The sequence below is a fragment of the Macrococcus equipercicus genome (assembly GCF_004359525.2).
Taxonomy (GTDB): Bacteria; Bacillota; Bacilli; order Staphylococcales; family Staphylococcaceae; genus Macrococcus; species Macrococcus equipercicus.
In genome coordinates this window covers 474,420-492,435 of sequence record NZ_SCWC02000002.1, presented here as the reverse complement: position 1 = coordinate 492,435, position 18,016 = coordinate 474,420, and the positions used below count along the sequence as shown (strand labels likewise).

General features: G+C 43.4%; 16 protein-coding genes and 1 riboswitch. Of the genes, 14 read left to right on the top strand and 2 right to left on the bottom strand.

Features of this window, described 5'->3' with window-relative positions; all coding sequences use genetic code 11:
- Both ERX35_RS05085 and ERX35_RS05080 read left to right on the top strand, forming a co-directional pair.
- Positions 1-4,185: RHS repeat-associated core domain-containing protein (locus ERX35_RS05085; protein WP_149458832.1), on the top strand; the 4,185-nt coding region annotated here is incomplete at its 5' end.
- Positions 4,186-4,202: 17 nt separating this feature from the next.
- The gene (locus ERX35_RS05080; RefSeq protein ID WP_149458831.1) at positions 4,203-4,523 is read left to right on the top strand and encodes a hypothetical protein; all 321 of its coding nucleotides are present in this window, start codon (positions 4,203-4,205) and stop codon (positions 4,521-4,523) included.
- Between the two features lie 352 nt (positions 4,524-4,875).
- Here ERX35_RS05080 and ERX35_RS05075 read toward each other — a convergent pair whose 3' ends face one another.
- Positions 4,876-6,966, bottom strand: coding sequence for a heavy metal translocating P-type ATPase (locus ERX35_RS05075; protein WP_149458830.1), 2,091 nt, complete (start codon positions 6,964-6,966; stop codon positions 4,876-4,878).
- Complete coding sequence (locus ERX35_RS05070) at positions 6,963-7,319, bottom strand: ArsR/SmtB family transcription factor (protein ID WP_149458829.1); 357 nt, start codon at positions 7,317-7,319, stop codon at positions 6,963-6,965. Before ERX35_RS05070 ends, ERX35_RS05075 begins: the two co-directional genes overlap by 4 nt.
- A 93-nt stretch (positions 7,320-7,412) precedes the next feature.
- Between ERX35_RS05070 and ERX35_RS05065 the strand changes: the two genes are divergently transcribed.
- The 12 genes from ERX35_RS05065 (at position 7,413) to ERX35_RS05010 (ending at position 18,010) form a co-directional block, all read left to right on the top strand.
- Entirely contained in the window at positions 7,413-8,012 is a 600-nt protein-coding gene (locus ERX35_RS05065; RefSeq protein WP_149458828.1) for an SCO family protein, read from the top strand.
- A gap of 176 nt (positions 8,013-8,188) precedes the next feature.
- Positions 8,189-8,782: a recombinase family protein gene (locus ERX35_RS05060; RefSeq protein WP_149458827.1), complete on the top strand. Its 594-nt coding sequence runs from the start codon at positions 8,189-8,191 to the stop codon at positions 8,780-8,782.
- Complete coding sequence (locus ERX35_RS05055) at positions 8,754-10,190, top strand: Mu transposase C-terminal domain-containing protein (RefSeq protein WP_149458826.1); 1,437 nt, start codon at positions 8,754-8,756, stop codon at positions 10,188-10,190. Before ERX35_RS05060 ends, ERX35_RS05055 begins: the two co-directional genes overlap by 29 nt.
- The gene (locus ERX35_RS05050) at positions 10,183-10,992 is read left to right on the top strand and encodes an AAA family ATPase (RefSeq protein WP_149458825.1); all 810 of its coding nucleotides are present in this window, start codon (positions 10,183-10,185) and stop codon (positions 10,990-10,992) included. Before ERX35_RS05055 ends, ERX35_RS05050 begins: the two co-directional genes overlap by 8 nt.
- A gap of 301 nt (positions 10,993-11,293) precedes the next feature.
- A complete protein-coding gene (locus ERX35_RS05045; protein ID WP_170234543.1) occupies positions 11,294-11,602 on the top strand; it encodes a DUF3139 domain-containing protein in 309 nt (102 codons plus the stop codon).
- A gap of 27 nt (positions 11,603-11,629) precedes the next feature.
- Positions 11,630-12,427: a TIGR00282 family metallophosphoesterase gene (locus tag ERX35_RS05040; protein WP_149458823.1), complete on the top strand. Its 798-nt coding sequence runs from the start codon at positions 11,630-11,632 to the stop codon at positions 12,425-12,427.
- 90 nt (positions 12,428-12,517) lie between these two features.
- Positions 12,518-14,260: a 2-oxoacid:acceptor oxidoreductase subunit alpha gene (locus tag ERX35_RS05035; protein WP_149458822.1), complete on the top strand. Its 1,743-nt coding sequence runs from the start codon at positions 12,518-12,520 to the stop codon at positions 14,258-14,260.
- On the top strand, positions 14,261-15,124 hold the full coding sequence (locus tag ERX35_RS05030) for a 2-oxoacid:ferredoxin oxidoreductase subunit beta (RefSeq protein WP_149458821.1): 864 nt from the start codon (positions 14,261-14,263) through the stop codon (positions 15,122-15,124).
- A gap of 19 nt (positions 15,125-15,143) precedes the next feature.
- Positions 15,144-15,247: riboswitch (TPP riboswitch) on the top strand.
- 40 nt (positions 15,248-15,287) lie between these two features.
- Positions 15,288-16,286: an ABC transporter substrate-binding protein gene (locus ERX35_RS05025; RefSeq protein ID WP_149458820.1), complete on the top strand. Its 999-nt coding sequence runs from the start codon at positions 15,288-15,290 to the stop codon at positions 16,284-16,286.
- Between the two features lie 2 nt (positions 16,287-16,288).
- On the top strand, positions 16,289-16,576 hold the full coding sequence (locus tag ERX35_RS05020) for a thiamine-binding protein (RefSeq protein WP_149458819.1): 288 nt from the start codon (positions 16,289-16,291) through the stop codon (positions 16,574-16,576).
- Positions 16,573-17,310, top strand: a complete 738-nt coding sequence (locus ERX35_RS05015; protein WP_149458818.1) for an ABC transporter permease — start codon at positions 16,573-16,575, stop codon at positions 17,308-17,310. Before ERX35_RS05020 ends, ERX35_RS05015 begins: the two co-directional genes overlap by 4 nt.
- Entirely contained in the window at positions 17,303-18,010 is a 708-nt protein-coding gene (locus ERX35_RS05010; protein WP_342779910.1) for an ABC transporter ATP-binding protein, read from the top strand. Before ERX35_RS05015 ends, ERX35_RS05010 begins: the two co-directional genes overlap by 8 nt.
- The last annotated feature ends 6 nt before the right edge of the window (positions 18,011-18,016 follow it).

Here is an 18,016-nt window from a genome sequence, read left to right as displayed (position 1 = left end):
AACTCGAAGACCAATCATACAGGTATGTTCGGTCTCGGATGGATGAGTGGATTTGAACGCAGACTGAATATTGAAGATACAGCTGTCACGCCGAAGGTCGTCCAGTATACAGAGGAGGACGGCTCCATTCACTTATTCATCAATCAGGATGGAAAGCTTCTGGCGCCGACAGGAGTTGACTATGAATTCAATATCCTGAACGGAGAGTATATCATCAAGGATGAGGACGGATCACAGGAAGTCTACGGAAAAGATGGACTTCTGAATCGTATAGAATATGATGCCAAACAGACAGGAAAGAAAAATGCAGTCCGTTTTATCTATGAGGATACGGATGGAATCAAGCAGCTGAAAACTATACTCAGTGCCTCTGATCCTGGGAATACCACAGTATCGAAAAACCGGATTGAATTTGAGTACAATGATCAGAATCTGGTGACAAAGATGACTGTGTCCGGCAGCTCTGACTCAAATGCAGCAAGCCGTATCTATACTTATCAGTATGATTCATTCAAACGCCTGACTTCAGTGACAGGACCTGATGGCACATACACATACAGTTACAGGGAGAAATATGCACTGAACGCTGACGGCACTGAAGTTTCACCGGAGGATGTCAGATATCCGGGCGAAATCGAGATTTACGGCATGCCAGGCAATATTGATGGCAGCCATCAGATATCAGCTGTCTATGAGGAGGATGTACTGAAATCCGTCAAGGATGATGAAGGTATTACCACTCATTACGCCCTTATTAAGGAGGACAACGGTGCTTCAGCTGAAGTGTCCGGTGAGGAACGTGTGACTGAAAAGTCGACCTTTGATAAACAGGGGCATCTGCTTGAGAATCGTACCGAAAGTAATCCGGCAAAGATCACGACGTTCCAATGGCTGGATCATAGAATTACAAAGACAACCCATCCTGACGGAGAGGTTGAGATTTCTGACTACGGCAGACGTGAATCTGCGAATAAGACAGACCAGGAGCTTGATGGAAATGTCGTCAAGGAGAAGGACGCAACATCCCAGACGACCTATGAATATGCAGCCAATCAGGATGATGTCATCGCTACGACGGATGAGTTCAATATCAAGGATGAAGTCGCACTGAATGCTGACCGTGAGGAGGTCGCTGACTATTCCGTTCAGGATGCAGTCATCGGATTCACTCAGTATAACCAGTTCGGTAACGAATCACGGACAGGTGTTTCTCTCGCGGCAGGATCGAACCTGCTGAAAGGTGGAAGTTTTGAAAATACAAATACCTTCTCGGGTGGAACAGTTGTCGATGGTGGAATAAATGGTAAGGCACTGAAGCTTTCAGGTCAGAATGTCACTCAGGATATACCTTTCAAGGCAGGACAGCCTTTGAATATTTCAGGTTCATTCAAACTGTCTACATCATCTAAAGGCGCTATCACGCTGAAATTTCTTAACAGTTCCTCGGCAGTCATCTCATCTGTAGTGATTCCTTCGCCGAAAGCAGAAGGAAGATGGATCCGTAAGATGGAGGAGGAAGTGGCACCGACAGGTACTGTCAAAGCTTCCGTTGAGTTATCAGCAACAGCCGGAACCGTGATGTTTGATGAGATTCAGATTGAGACGGCGCAGGCAGGACACTCAACATCAGTCACACCGTTCAACTTTGTAGAACAGGGTGGTTTTAACGGGACAGATAAATGGTCCCTGACTTCAGGCGCTGCATCAGCATCGGGCTTTGAAGGTTCAGAGGCACTTCAGCTTTCTGCAGGCGGAAGTGCGACGCAGAAAGTGAATATCGCTCAGGCTACTGCGAAACCGATTTATGTCACAGCACTCAGCAAGAATGCGAATGCTTCTGACACCCTCAAGGCGACTGTCACTTACAGTGATGGAACGCAGGCGACACTGGAACAGCCGTTCCAGACACTGGACCAGAACAATGATTTATGGCAGAGACAGACTGTTCAGTTCAGTGCAGAGAATAAGCCGGCCATCAAGACGGTCGATGTGACGCTCACTAATAAGGACGGTGAGACCTTATTCGATGCCGTCCGAGTATCTGAAGGAAGGGCTGTCGAAGAGACCACTTATGACCAACAGAACAATTTTGTCACTCAGGAATCCGGACTTTCCAAGTCTTCTGTGGTCTATGAGAATGATGCCTTCGGTAATGTGCTGAGTGTCACGCAGGGCAGCAAGAAACGAAGTAATGTCTATGATAATAAGGACAACCTCCTTAAGACCACTGCGGAGAATGGCGCCGTCATTTCTTATGACTACAATCAGAAGAACCAGGTCTCAGCTAAGCATTTTGAAGGACAGGATACATCCTATACGTATAATAAGAACCGAATCAGTTCGGTGAAGACAGCTGACGGTAAGGTCACACAGTATGCCTATAATGACAAGACCGGTGACCTTTCCCGTATCGATCTGCCATCCGGGAAATCCATCGTCTATAAATATAACAGTGAAGGCGATACAACGGCAGTCAGCGATGGGACGAAGAATCTCTTTGACTATGTGTATGATGCTGACGGCAACCTGACAGAGATTAAGGACAGCACGAACAGTAAGAGCAAACGTTATTCATATGAGAATACACTGACCAGTTCAGCCGGTGACGGTCAGGGAAGACTACTGAGTATCACTGATTACTTCGGTATCAATCAGAGCTATAAATATGTCACTGGAATCGACAGTATCAAGACCGACCTTCCCTCATCCATGACATTCAATGGCGTTGAATCTATCTATGGCTATGATAAAGTCAACCGCCTTGATAAAGTGGAAGTGTCAGGGAACAAATGGCTGTTCAGACATGATGAACTCGGCCGGGTCAATCAGACGAAGCTGCCGATGAATACCGGAAGCGTCGAGTATGAGTTCGGTGACAACGGGGCTATTGAAAGCTTGGTTTCAGAGACAGGTACTGCGAACGTTGTCAATGATCAGTACAGCTATGATCAGTATGGTAACATGAGTCAGAAACAGTCAAATGGTGTCGTCAGCACGTATCAGTATGACGCGATGGATCAGCTGACTGAGGAGAAGATAGGCGATAAGACCTTCAGCTATACCTACGACAAGCGAGGCAACCGGACATCTATCAACGGTGTGAATGCGACATTCAATATCATGAACCAGCTGACCCAGTTCGGCAGTGAGTCCATCAGCTATGATGCAGACGGTAACAGAACCGGTGACGGTAAGTTCACCTATGAATGGGATGGCTTAGGGCAGATGACAAAGCTGACTGAGAAATCGACTGGTGAGACATGGACCTACCAGTATGATGAACAGGGACGTCGTATCGCGAAGGTTCATAACGGGACGACAACTCGTTACCACTATGATAGTGACACTAATCATCTGATGGCAGAAAGTCAGGACGGTCAGGTTATTCGTCAGTACATCCGTGACCAGGACGGTGAACTGTTAGGACTGAAGGTCAATGACAAGTATTACAGTTATCATAAGAATTATCGGGGTGACATCATCAGTATCACGGATATGTCAGGGAATCTTCAGGCATCTTATGAATATGACAGCTGGGGTAATGTGCTGAAGGAAGATGTCAAAGATACAAATCTGAAGGGACAGCCATTTAGATATGCCTCATATTTTTATGACAATGAATCCAGTCAGTATTATCTGATGGCGAGATACTATCATCCTAAGCATGGCTTATTCCTATCAGTGGATCCTGATTTAGGTGCTGATGAGAGAGTAGGAATGCATAATGGATATGCTTATGCAGATAACAATCCCATTATAAAAATTGATAGTAATGGAAAGAATCCGATACTTAGAATAATTATTATTGCTAGTTCATGGATAGCGAGAGGAGTAGTCGTTGTAACGAAAGCCGTTTTTAAGAAAGGAAAAAAAGTTACAGTAAGAAGTACAAAGTATATTGACAAAACTTATAGAAGTTATAGTAATGCAAAAAAATATTGGGGAAAAACGAAGAGGCATAGTACAAAAGTATCTAAAAAGGGTGATACTGCGTTGCCTTTCAAAGGAACACCTAACTCTTCAAAAGATTTAATATCAAATGGTAAATTAAAGCAAAGAAGATATTATGATAAAAATGGTAAACCTGAAATGGATGTAGACTTTTTTCATAGTGCTAGTCCGAAGCAAAATATTAAGTTCCCTCACACGCATACTTTTCCAAACGGGAAAAGAACAAAACATTAGAGACTGGAGGAGTTGAAATGGATGCAGCGGATTTTTATAAAAATTATCATACAGATGAGTACCATAAAAAATATGACTTAAAGCCTATAGGAGAAAAGATTACATTCGAACATTTTCTACATTTGTTGGATACTGGAAGAGAAATAGAGTTCTACTATGAAGGCGAATTATATTTTATTTCTGATGATCACTTAGGAAGAGTATTATCTGGACCAAATCACGATCCATCTCCACATTATAAAGACAGCAGAGAACTCTTAATAAAAGAAAGTCTAAAAGGTAATTTACTTTTAGACATCTTTGAAAATGAAAACTATTTTATTGAAACAGTTTTTTAATAAACTTGTTTGGGAATAAAGCTCTGATCATTTCTAATGAAAAAAGGAAGGTGCTTTTCTGAACCCCATCATGATCCTTCCCCATATTATAGTGATCCAATATTGTTTATAAAGATTGAGAAGATAAATGATAATACTATAGAAGAAATCTTTAAAAGTGATGATTATTTAATAGAAACAATTTTTTAGATCATATTGTGAGTATGTGTACAGAAAGTCTCCATTTTCTGTACACTCTTTTTAATGAACTTTTCTATCATGTAAATTTATTTGTTAATCTAGAAAAATTTAATTCAATAAATGAGAAACCGAACGACATACTGTAATGTATATCGTTCGGTTTCAATTAATATTATTTATTTTTGAGCCTGATTAGTCGCATACTATTGAGTGTGACAATCAAAGTGGCTCCAATATCTGAGAAGATGGCAATCCATAAGGTCAACCATCCGGGGATGACCAGTAGTAGGGCAATCAGTTTGATAATCAGTGAGAAGGTAATATTCTGTTTAATGATTTTCAATGTCTTTTTGCTTAACCTGATAGTATAGGGAAGTTTATTCAGGTCACCTGACATCAAGGCGATATCAGCAGTCTCTAATGCAGTATCTGTACCTGATCCCCCCATCGCTATACCAATATCAGCAGCTGCAAGCGCCGGGGCATCATTGACTCCATCACCAATCATCACAACTTTATGCTGTTTCTTTGTTTCACGTATGATGTTAAGTTTATCTTCAGGCATCAAGTTAGCCTGGACTGACGCCAATCCTGCACGTCTTCCGATCGCCTGACCTGTTCTTTCGTTATCACCTGTCAGCATCATCGTATTAAGTTTCATCTGCTTCAACTCTCTAAGGACGGCTGTCACCTCAGGTCTTAGCTCATCAGCTACCGCGATGATCAACTCAATTTTATCACTACCAAATAACATCACTGTCTTACCATCTGCCTGTAACGTTTCGATTTTCTCATCGCTACCGAGTCCAAGCGACTCAAATAATGACGGGCTACCTATATAATACGTCCTACCATCAATATCTCCTTTTACGCCTTTACCTGTAATCGACTGGAAGTTTTCGACTGTCACAGCTTGATAAGATAACTGTTCTGTTTCTGCTTTACGAAGGATAGCTGCTGCCAGAGGATGCTGTGAACCATTCTCTAGTGCAGCTGCTTTGATAAGTGAATCATTATCAACAGGGAAGATATCAGTGACTGCAGGAATACCTTCAGTCAATGTACCGGTCTTATCAAATGCAATCGTATCAATATGACCTGCCTCTTCAAGGTGTATTCCACCTTTGATCAGAACGCCTTGACGAGCTGCATTACCGATTGCAGTCACTATTGCGACAGGTGTAGAAACGACAAGGGCACATGGACATCCAATGATTAATACAGCAAGGCCTTGATACAACCACTCATGCCATGAACCATTCAGTAATAATGGTGGAATCAGCATGACTAAGACTGCGATTATCATAATGGCTGGTGTATAATATTTAGCAAATTTATCGACGAACGCCTGAGAAGGAGCACGTTCTGCCTGTGCTTCCTCAACAAGATGTATGATCTTGGAAATCGTCGTATCTTCGACTAGTTTTGTGACCTTGACTTCAATCAATCCTTCTTCGTTCAAGGTGCCCGCAAAAACTTCATCATCTATCCCTTTGGCTGCCGGCACACTTTCTCCTGTGATAGCCGCCTGATTGATTGTAGAATGACCTTTAATGACGATGCCGTCCATTGCCACTTTCTTACCCGGTTTGACGATCATGATATCACCGACCCGAATATCTGTGACATCCATTGTCTGTTCAGCACCATCTCTTCGAATCAATGCCTCTGATGGCGCAACATCCATCAGAAGATTGATGGATTGTCTCGCTTTATCCATTGAATAGCGTTCCAGTGCTTCACTTATCGCAAACAGGATGACAACAGTCGCTCCTTCCTGCCATTCTCCGATTAAGGTAGCACCGATAACCGCAATCGTCATCAATGTATTCATATCAAACTTCAATCGAATCAGGTTTTTAAATCCGGTGATGAAAAGAGAATATCCTCCGATGATGATTGCCGCCAGATAACCGATTGTCGGCAGAATATGTTTCTCTCCTAAAGTAAAGGAAAGGATCAGGCTGATAAGAACGATGACAGCAGCCAAGTAGACAGGATAATTCTCTTTCTTCTTCCAGAAATTTTCTTTTTCGATTTTACGTTCATTGACATCTCTCACTTTAACGTTATCGAATGCGCCGGCTTTCTCCATCTCCGCAATCGTCGCATCACCAGTAATATAAATCTTCGCAGCCGTATGATTAACTTCTGCATCGATTACATTAGGTAATGCTTTCAGATTAGCTTCATATGTCTTTGCGCAGCTTGAGCAGGAAAGGTTCTGTATGCGGTAGGCTTTTTTCTCATTATTCGTACTCATGCGATTTCCTCCATATGTTCGATGGTCATTTCCATGATCTGTCTGACGTGTTGATCATCAAGACTGTAATGAACCAGTTTACCATCCTTCCTTGTTTTGACGACTCCCTGTTTATGAAGCTTCCTTAGATGACTGGAGGCATTGGCGATTGAAATATCCAGGATACAGGAGATATCACAGACACATAGTTCCTCTTCAGCACATAATGCACTGACAATCTTCGAACGGTTTTCATCTGCGATGGCTTTAAGGAACAACGTAACATCTTTCATCGGTAATTGATTTAGATGACGTTTCACTCGACTGACTTGTTCTTCATTATGACAGACGACATCACACGTATAATTAGTCATTTAAAAACTCCTTATTCAATTAATTAGTTGAATGTAGTATAATATAAGAATCGATATTAATCAACTATATAATTGAATGAAGGAGAATATCTAATGAAGAAATCAATCTTACTCATCCTACTGCTTGTACTGGCAGGCTGTGGAAACGTAAAAGTCCAGGAAGGCTATGGCAATCAACTATCCAGTTTCACAGCAACTGACGAGGAAGGGAAAACATTCAATACGAAAGAGATGAAAGGAAAAGTGTGGCTCGTAGACTTTATATTTACGAAATGTGAAACGGTCTGTCCGCCGATGACCAAAAATATGAGTGATGTTACAGACGAACTCGAAAAAAAAGGAGTTAAAGATTATGGGATTCTCAGCATGAGTGTAGACCCTGAAGTAGATTCTCCGACTAAACTAAAAAATTATGTAAAAGACCTGGATCAGACTGATGGTAAATGGAAGCTTGTGACAGGATATAAACCAAGAGAAATCGCAGACTTTGCGGCAAAAAATTTCAAGGCGCTTGTCGCCGCCCCGACCATTGGGACTGATCAGGCTACACATGGCACCTCATTCTATCTGATTGATCAGAACGGTAAAGTGATAAAAGATTATGTCGGTAAAGACACCGGTCAGGAAGAATTCCCTAAGAATGAGATTGTAAAAGATGTGAAGACGTTAATTAATAAAGGTCCCGTGAAATAATCCGATGATGAAATAATGAGTGTACAGAAACTCCTCTTTTTCTGTACACTCGATATTTCATTATTTTTTGGGTAAAAAACATATCATGTCACGTTCAAAAACCCGTCAAATATTCTACGTTCATTAAGGTGTCTGATTTTAAGATATGTTACAATGATTTTGACAGGAGGAACATTATGAAAATAGGTTATGCACGAGTTTCGACCGGATTACAGAATTTGGATTTACAAAAAGATAGCCTGGAAAGTTATGGGTGTGAAAAAATATTTACTGATAAAATCAGTGGAGCCAAAAGTAAACGACAAGGTCTTGATGAAGTTATTAATTTTGCCAGGTCAGGAGATACAGTTGTCGTTTGGAGGTTGGATCGGTTAGGACGAAATATGGAGGATTTAATTTCCATCGTCAATACATTGAATGACAGAGGAGTAAGTTTTCATAGTATACAGGAAAATATTACGATGGATAAATCCAGTTCAACCGGACAATTACTTTTTCATCTCTTTGCAGCATTTGCAGAATTTGAGCGTAATCTGATATTAGAACGATCAGCAGCAGGACGGATGGCTGCGAGAGCAAGAGGTCGCTTGGGCGGAAGACCTGAGAAGCTGACTGAGCATGATATTCATCTGATGAAAACACTTGTTGATAATGGAACACCTATTAAAACTGTTGCGGAGAAATGGGGAGTATCACGTACTACGATTTATCGTTATCTAGAGAAACTGGAGGAACGAGAAGATGAAAAGTATGGAGAATCGACTCACTAGTTATTCAGATGAACAACGTAATAAAGCGATAGCCAAGTTTAATATCATAAAATCCAACATTTTTGATGCATATCCGATGAAAGATATATCCCTTCAATCGGGAGTTCCAATCAGTACACTATATAAATGGAAGAAACTCTATCAATCAGATGGTCTGATGGGTTTGATTCATAGAAAAAGATCTGATTCAGGAACCAGAAAAGTAGATTCTATTATAATAGAAGAAATACAAAAAATCAGACTTAAAAATAAGAGAATCAGTATAGCTACAATCCATCGAAAAATTGATACATTCTGTAAAGATAATAAAATATCTTCCCCAAGCTACAAGCAAGTTTATGATATCGTCAATTGCATGCCGATTTCATTGATTGACTATGCTCATAAGGGCGATTCATTCTATTCCAATAAATATGACCTTGTTAAGTTGAGAGAATCAACAGAACCCAATGAGATTTGGCAGGCTGATCACACCATGCTGGATATTCTAGTTTATGATCAGAAAGGCCATGTTAATAGACCTTGGCTGACCATCATATTAGATGATTATAGTCGTGCAGTGGCAGGATATCACGTCAGTTTTGAAAGTCCAAATGCTAAGAATACAGCATTGACACTGCATCAAGCCATATGGCACAAAGCTGATGTGAAGTGGCCCATTTGTGGGATACCAGAAAAGTTCTATACCGATCATGGTAGTGACTTCACTTCAAATCACCTGGAACAAGTAGCAGTGGACCTAAAGATAAATTTAATTTTTTCTAAGGTAGGCATACCCAGAGGAAGAGGAAAGATTGAAAGATTTTTTCTAAGTATCAATCAGATGTTTCTAGAACAAATGCCAGGATATCTAGGAAACTCCGATAATCAAGAATTACTCGATTACAAGCAATTCAATCAAAAACTACATCATTATCTTGTTCACGAATATAATCACAAGATACACAGTACGAAAAAATCCTCTCCAGTAGAAATGTGGAATAGAAATAATTTCATGCCAAATATGCCGATAAGTTTAGAAGAGCTAGATTTATTACTACTGGAAATAGCAAAGACTCGTAAGATACATTCAGATGGGATACATTTTCAAGGTTTTAAATATACCAATACCAATCTTGCAGCATATATCGGAGAACAGGTGTTAATCCGCTATAATCCGAATGATCTGGCAGAAATCCGTGTGTTCTATGAAAGTGAATTCCTTTGTACTGCCATTGCACCGGAACTTGCAGAGTATTCTATTGATATCAAAGACCTTGAATATGCGAGGAATAAGAGAAGAAGGGAAATCAAGCAACAGATTTCTGATCTAAGTACGAAGGATATATTAATAGAAGAAAAAAGTAAAAATAACTCTGATACCAGTAAAAAAGATGTCAAAAAATTAAAGAGGTATATAAATGAGTAGACCCACTTTTATTGAGACAAAGGAGTATAAGAGATTCGTCGAGTTTTGTGAAGCATGTATTAAATATAAATATATTGGAATATGTTATGGGCAGCCAGGTGTAGGAAAGACACTTTCTTCGAGATATTACTGTGACTGGGATAATATCAGTAGCCAGATTAAAGAAATCAACATCAAAAAAATTTTAATGAAAGCTGATGAAAGTATTCTAAAAGTAGATAAAATCTTCTATACTGCTCCAGCAGAACACCAGACAAAAATAAGTCAACAGATTGATAGCATTGATTCTAAGATATGTAGAGTACAGACCAGTTATATAGTCGATAAATATAATGAAGAAGGTGCGAAATTTACTGATAGTTATTCTGGAATCAAATTAATCATTGTCGATGAGATTGATAGGCTTAAAGTGCAGCATCTGGAACAACTGAGAAATATCTATGATACTTATGACCTGGCAATGATATTCATAGGAATGCCTGGAATTGAAAAGAAGCTTTCAAGATACCCACAGCTTTATTCAAGAATAGGATTTGCGCATGAATTTGAAAGACTCAGTAAGGATGAGACACATCATATCTTAGAGTATAAGTGGCAGGACTTAGGATTTGATTTAAAACTTGAAGATTTTTCTGATTATGAGGCTATTACCACTATCATAAAAATCACAAAAGGCAATTTTCGTTTGATTCACCGTTTATTTGCGCAGATTGATAGAATTATGGATATCAACGGACTTGATAAAATAAGCACGGAGGTAGTCGAAGCAGCAAGAGATAGCCTAGTCATAGGAATTAGATAAAGAGAACTAGACATTCTAGTTCTCTTTTATCATGTAAAAATATTCTCATTTATTAAGTAACTATACACTATCAATTGCTATCTAATTTTATGTACAGAAACTCATCTTTTATTGTATGGCTAGAAACCAATGAAGATTTCAGATATAGTACACGAAGATGAACAGATGGACAAAAGGGCTTTTAACGTTTAACGCATCTGTTTAAATATGAAGTTTACTTATTAGTACGTCAGCTGATCAATTTTTATGTTACAGTAATTGAGAGTACGAGGAAAGGAACGACAGTATGACGAATAAAACGATGAGATGGCTGATAGGCATTGTGCTTGTTGTCACGATGCTGTTTGCCGGTATATACGGCTTCATTCAGTACAAAGTGAGCACTGTGCAGGAGCGTGTTGCTGAATACATGGTGAAGGAACAGCACGTGAAGAAAGAGGACTTCAAGGCAAAAGGATTTATGGCCAACAGAAGCGGTGACAAAAACTACATGGTGGAAGTGAAAGTGAAAGGTGATCCGAACTACTATTACTACTACCGGACCAGTAAAGATCAAGTGAAACTTGAGTTTTACTTGGATAAAAATCATAAGCAGCATTTTGAAAAATAATATACATGTGAACTAAAGGAGTTAATAATGAGACTATTATTTATCGGTGATATCGTCGGTGCAATCGGGCGCGATATGCTGGAGACATATTTACCGCAGCTGAAGAGTCAATATAGACCGAACGTGACGATTGTGAACGGCGAGAATGCAGCTCATGGCCGAGGTATCACGGAGAAGATCTATAAGTCAATGATGACGCAGGGCGTGGATATGGTGACGCTCGGCAATCATACGTATGGTCAGCGTGAGGTCTATGACTTGCTGGACCAGGACATCAAGATGATCCGGCCTGCGAACTATCCAGCCGAGGCACCTGGTGTCGGCATGAAGATGGTGCGTTTCAATCAGGACAAGCTTGCGGTGATCAATCTGCAGGGCCGGGCGTTTATGCCGGCGATTGACTGCCCGTTCAAGAAGGCGGACGAACTGATCGCTGAAGCGCGGAAAGAGACGCCTTATATTTTTGTTGATTTCCACGCGGAGACAACATCTGAGAAAGGCGCGATGGGTTATTATCTGGACGGCCGCGTCAGTGCGGTTGTCGGCACGCATACACATATTCAGACCGCTGATGAGCGGGTGCTGCCGGGCGGCACAGGGTTTATTACAGATGTAGGGATGACGGGCCATTACGACGGCATACTCGGTATTAACAAGGACGAGGTCATCCACCGCTTCCTGACGGCACTGCCGGTCAAGCACGTGCTGCATGATACCGGCCGCGGTATGCTATCCGGTGTATTCATCGAGCTCGATAAAACAGGCCGCACGAAAAAGATTGAGCGGATTTTAATCAATGACGATCATCCGTTTATCGGCCATTAGTATGATTTTCATGTGAAAACCTTCACCAGACATGTTCTGGTGGAGGTTTTCTGTTATATTAGATGAAGAGAATTCGAGGAGGTTAGTGATGTGAGATCACAAATTTCGTGGAAAGTTGGCGGACAGCAAGGTGAAGGGATTGAATCAACAGGGGAGATCTTTTCAACAGCATTAAACAGACAAGGATACTACCTTTACGGTTACAGACATTTTTCAAGCCGTATTAAAGGCGGCCATACAAATAATAAAATTCGTGTCTCTACGACACCGGTCTACGCAATCAGCGATGACCTAGATATATTGGTGGCATTCGATCAGGAGACGATTGATTTAAACTACCACGAATTAAATGAGAACGGTATTATTTTAGCGGATGGCAAGTTCACGCCGGAAAAACCGGAAGATTACACGGGTTTATTCGTCGAGATTAATTTTACAGAAATCGCTAAAGAACTGGGCACCGCTCTGATGAAAAACATGGTGGCGGTCGGCGCGACGGCTCAGCTGCTCGGCATGTCACTGGAACCGTTTGAAGCGTTAGTGGAGTCACTGTTCAAGAAAAAAGGCGACAAAATCGTTGCGCTTAATAAACAGGCGCTTCAGCTCGGCGTTGAGGAAATGGTGAAATACGGCAGTGAGATTGGCGATATGTTCAATCTTGAAGAGAGCGGTGAGAACGGCCATCTGTTCATGATCGGCAACGAAGCGATCTCACTCGGTGCTATTGCAGGCGGTGCACGCTTTATGGCAGCCTATCCGATTACGCCGGCTTCTGAAATCATGGAATACATGATTGACAAGCTGCCGAAGTTTAACGGTACAGTCATCCAGACGGAAGACGAGATTGCAGCGGCGGTCATGGCGATCGGTGTCAACTATGCGGGGGTCAGATCATTCACGGCGTCAGCAGGTCCCGGCTTATCACTGATGATGGAAGCGATCGGCTTGAGCGGTATGACAGAGCAGCCGTTTGTCGTCATCAACACGATGCGCGGCGGCCCATCTACTGGACTGCCGACGAAGCAGGAGCAGTCAGACTTGATGCAGATGATCTACGGTACGCACGGTGATATTCCGAAGATTGTTGTGGCACCGACTACCGCAGAAGATGCCTTCTATACAACAGTGGAAGCATTCAACCTGGCGGAACAGTACCAGTGTCCGGTCATTATTTTAAGCGACCTGCAGTTATCACTCGGTAAGCAGACCGTGCCTGAACTTGACTACAGCCGCATTAAAATAGAGCGCGGTAACCTGGTCACAGAAGTACCTGAGCGCGAAAACAAAGACTACTTCAAGCGTTATGAAGTGACAGCGTCAGGCGTGTCGCCGAGAACGGTTCCCGGCGTTAAAAACGGCATTCATCATGTTACCGGCGTGGAACATGCAGAAGACGGCAAACCGTCTGAAAGTCCTGTCAACCGCATTAAGCAGATGAAAAAACGGATGGAAAAAATCGCGAACTTAAAAATTTCAGAGCCGGTCGTTGAAACCGGTGGATTTGAAGCGGCGGACGTGCTTGTCATCGGCTTTATTTCAACATACGGTGCCATCGAAGAAGCGATGGACCGCGTGGATGCATCTGTGAACCACCTGCACATCAAGCAGCTGCATCCATTCCCGACAGCAGAAGTGCAGCAGGCATTCGATAAAGCGAAACGTGTCATCGTCGCTGAGAACAACTATCAGGGACAACTGGCACAGATCATCAAGATGAACGTGAATCATCAAAATAAAATTCACAGCTTCGTGAAATACGATGGCACACCTATTTTGCCGCACGAAATTGAAGAACAGATCAATTCTGTTGTGACTGCAAAGGAGTTATTATAAATGGCTACATTCAAAGATTTTAGAAATGACGTAAAACCTAACTGGTGCCCAGGCTGCGGTGACTTCTCCGTGCAGGCTGCAATCCAGAAAGCGGCAGCGGGCGCGGGTCTCGAACCTGAGAACCTGGCGATCATTACAGGTATCGGCTGTTCCGGTCGTTTGTCAGGCTATGTGAACTCATATGGCTTCCACTCTATTCACGGCCGTGCGCTGCCGCTTGCGCAGGGCGTTAAGATGGCGAACCAGGAGCTGACAGTCATCGCTTCCGGTGGTGACGGTGATGGTTTCGCGATTGGTATGGGGCATACAGTGCATGCGCTGCGCCGAAACATCGATATCACGTATATCGTGATGGATAACCAGATCTACGGCTTGACGAAAGGTCAGACGTCTCCGAGCTCAGCGCCGGGATTTGTCACTAAGACGACGCCGCACGGTGCTATCGAGCAGAACGTATCACCGCTGCAGCTGGCGTTGACAAGCGGGGCGACATTCATCGCTCAGAGCTTCTCGTCAGACATTAAAGAGCTGACAGCCATCATTGAAGCGGGTATACAGCATAAAGGCTTCTCATTCATCAATGTCTTCTCGCCATGTGTGACCTACAACAAAGTGAACACATACGACTGGTTCAAAGAGAATATTACGAAGCTCAGCACGATTGACGGCTATGACCCGTCAAATAAGGCACTTGCCCTGTCCACTGTGATGGCGCATGATGGTTTAGTGACAGGTATTGTCTATCAGGACACTGTGACAAAAAGCTACGCTGACCAGATTGACGGTTACAGCCCGTCACTTGTCAAAGAAAATATCGAAATAAAAGAAGAAGATTTCAACGAACTTATGTTACAATTTAAGTAATCACATGAGTGAAATATAGAAAAAACACTGGGGGAGCACTTGAGTGCTGAGACTGGATGCGTCCTAAACCCTTATCGACCTGATCTAGTTAATGCTGGCGGAGGGAAGTGTCTTTGCACACAACCCTTCTTGAGGTTGTGTGTTTTTTATTGGAGGAAAAATTGTGAAGAAGGCATTGATCATCGGGTCGTCCTGCTTGCTGCTGGCAGCGTGCGGCAGTCAGACGGCGGACAAGAAAGAGGAAAGTAACAGTAAGGAACTGAAGCAAGTGACATTGATGCTCGACTGGACACCGAACACGAACCATACAGGAATCTATGTCGCAGAGGCGAAGGGTTATTTCAAGAAGCACGGTCTTGATGTGACCATTAAAACACCGGGTGATGTCACAGCGGATCAGCTGGTGGCGGCAGGTAAAGCGCAGTTCGGTATCAGCTCACAGGAAATATTGACACAGGAGCGCACAGAAGGCGTACCGGTCAAGTCCATCGGCGCGATCATCCAGCATAATACGAGCGGCTTCATGAGCCTTGCCGATAAAAACATCAAGTCGCCGAAAGACTATGAAGGAAAAACTTACGGCGGCTTCGGTGCACCGATAGAGGAGCCGTTTATCAACGCGATCATGAAAAAAGAGCGGGCGGACTCAAAAAATGTGAAAATCGTCAATATCGGTGACACAGATTTCTTCACGGCTTCCAAGAAGAATATCGACTTCGCCTGGGTGTTCTACGGCTGGACAGGTATTGAAGCTGAGACACGCGGTGAGAAAGTGAACATGCAGTATTTGATCGACTATGATAAAAACCTCGATTACTATACGCCGTTATTCATCGCCAATGAGAAGTACATCAAATCAGACAGCAAGACGGTCAGAGCGTTCATGCAGTCGGTTAAAGAAGGTTATGAATATGCGATCAAAGAGCCGAAGAAAAGTGCTGACATCTTAATCAAAGAAGCGCCGGAACTGAAAGATAAACGCGAACTCGTAGAACAAAGCCAGCAGTACTTGAAAGACAAATACCAAGCCGATGCTTCAAGCTGGGGCATGCAGGATGCCGCTGTCTGGAAAAACTTCGGGGAGTTCATGAAGAAGAATAAAGTCATCAAGAAAGATTTCAACCCGGAACAAGCTTATACTAACAAATTCGTGGAGGAATAGACATGGCTGATACATTAATGAGCATTCAGATCATTCCAAAGACACCGGGCGGGGAGGATGTCATCCCGTATGTCGACGCAGCGATCGCTGTTATCGACGCGTCAGGGCTGCCTTATTTCGTGTCACCACTTGAAACAACGATAGAAGGCACTATGGCAGAACTGCTGCCGCTCATTGGGCAGATGAACCGGCGGATGATGGAACTAGACTGCACAAGTGTGATTTCACAGGTGAAGTTCTATCACGCAGCTGATGCGTCGATGGCAGAGCTCGTGAAGAACTACCGATGACGTATTATTTGAAGTTTGGTCTGTTCATGCTCGTTCTCCTTGTCATCTGGGAAGCGCTTGTCAGACTGCTCCATGTCGACCCGTATACGCTGCCCGCGCCATCTGCGATCGTCCGGGAATTTGTCACGGGCTTCAGTGACTACCGGGTTCATCTCGTTCCGACAGTCATGCTGGTGCTTGAAGGCATCGTCATGTCAGTCGTCTTCGGTATAGCGGTTGCGGTCGTGCTTCATTTAGTGCCGGCGCTTGAACCGTTTGTCTATCCGCTGCTGATTATGAGCCAGAACATTCCGGTCATCGTCATTGCGCCGCTGCTTGTCATCTGGTTCGGTTTCGGTCTGCTGCCGAAACTGATCGTCATCACGCTCGTCTGCTTCTTCCCGATCACTGTCAGTCTGCTGGAGGGCTTTAAGTCGGCTGACAAAGATTTAATGAAGTACATGAAGATCAGCGGCGCGCGCAAAATGCAGCTCTTCACAAAACTTGAGTGGCCGAACGCGCTGCCGTACTTCTTCAATGGTCTGCGCATTGCGGGCACTTATTCAGTGATGGGGGCCATCATTTCGGAATGGCTCGGCAGTGATAAAGGGCTCGGTAAATATATGATTCTCTCACAGCGTGCTTTTCAAGTGGACAAAGTGTTTGTAGCCATCGTCTGGATCATATTGTTTGCGCTCATTATATACGGCGTCATTCTGCTGCTGGAACGAAAGGTGGTGAAGTGGCATCGCTGACTTACTGGAATTACGTCATATTGCGCACCACTTCGGCAGTCACCAAGTATTAAAGGACATTAATCTCTCTGTCACAGCAGGAGAGTTTGTCACGCTGCTCGGCCCGTCCGGCAGCGGGAAGACCACGCTCTTCAATATTATCGGCGGGCTCATGACGCCTGCCGGAGGTGATGTGCTGCTCGGTGGACAGGCGATTACCGGTCATACGGGTCACGTCTCCTATATGCCGCAGACACCGTCACTCATGCCGTGGCGGACTGTGCTTGAGAATGTGGAGCTCGGTCAGGAGATACGCGGGACAGCAGACCGCGCCCGGACACTGCAGCTGATTGAACGGTGCGGTTTCACTGCGATAAAAGACGCGATGCCAAGTACGCTGTCCGGCGGTATGCGCCAGCGGGTGTCATTTATCCGGGCGCTGAACAGTCCGGGAAGTCTGCTGCTGCTCGATGAACCGTTCAGCGCGCTTGATGAAGTCACCCGCATTGACATGCAGCAGTGGCTGAAAGAAATACTGGCTATGGAGCAGCGGACCGTGCTGATGATCACGCACAGCATTGAAGAAGCCGTTAAGCTGTCTGATAAAGTCGCTGTGCTTGAAGGCAAGCCTGCTGTCATTCAGCAGGTGCATGATACGTCACGCCTGAGCGCTGAGGACACTCAAGTGCTGCGTCATGAACTGCTGGACTTATTGAGATAACCAAAA

Excerpts from the sequence above, each read along its gene's own strand:
- ERX35_RS05020 (WP_149458819.1), top strand. The coding sequence starts at position 16,289 with ATGGCTGATACATTAATGAGCATTCAGATCATTCCAAAGACACCGGGC.
- ERX35_RS05050 (WP_149458825.1), top strand. The coding sequence starts at position 10,183 with ATGAGTAGACCCACTTTTATTGAGACAAAGGAGTATAAGAGATTCGTC.
- ERX35_RS05080 (WP_149458831.1), top strand. The coding sequence starts at position 4,203 with ATGGATGCAGCGGATTTTTATAAAAATTATCATACAGATGAGTACCAT.
- ERX35_RS05040 (WP_149458823.1), top strand. The coding sequence starts at position 11,630 with ATGAGACTATTATTTATCGGTGATATCGTCGGTGCAATCGGGCGCGAT.
- ERX35_RS05065 (WP_149458828.1), top strand. The coding sequence starts at position 7,413 with ATGAAGAAATCAATCTTACTCATCCTACTGCTTGTACTGGCAGGCTGT.
- ERX35_RS05060 (WP_149458827.1), top strand. The coding sequence starts at position 8,189 with ATGAAAATAGGTTATGCACGAGTTTCGACCGGATTACAGAATTTGGAT.
- ERX35_RS05045 (WP_170234543.1), top strand. The coding sequence starts at position 11,294 with ATGAGATGGCTGATAGGCATTGTGCTTGTTGTCACGATGCTGTTTGCC.
- ERX35_RS05015 (WP_149458818.1), top strand. The coding sequence starts at position 16,573 with ATGACGTATTATTTGAAGTTTGGTCTGTTCATGCTCGTTCTCCTTGTC.
- ERX35_RS05055 (WP_149458826.1), top strand. The coding sequence starts at position 8,754 with ATGAAAAGTATGGAGAATCGACTCACTAGTTATTCAGATGAACAACGT.
- ERX35_RS05075 (WP_149458830.1), bottom strand. The coding sequence starts at position 6,966 with ATGAGTACGAATAATGAGAAAAAAGCCTACCGCATACAGAACCTTTCC.
- ERX35_RS05030 (WP_149458821.1), top strand. The coding sequence starts at position 14,261 with ATGGCTACATTCAAAGATTTTAGAAATGACGTAAAACCTAACTGGTGC.
- ERX35_RS05070 (WP_149458829.1), bottom strand. The coding sequence starts at position 7,319 with ATGACTAATTATACGTGTGATGTCGTCTGTCATAATGAAGAACAAGTC.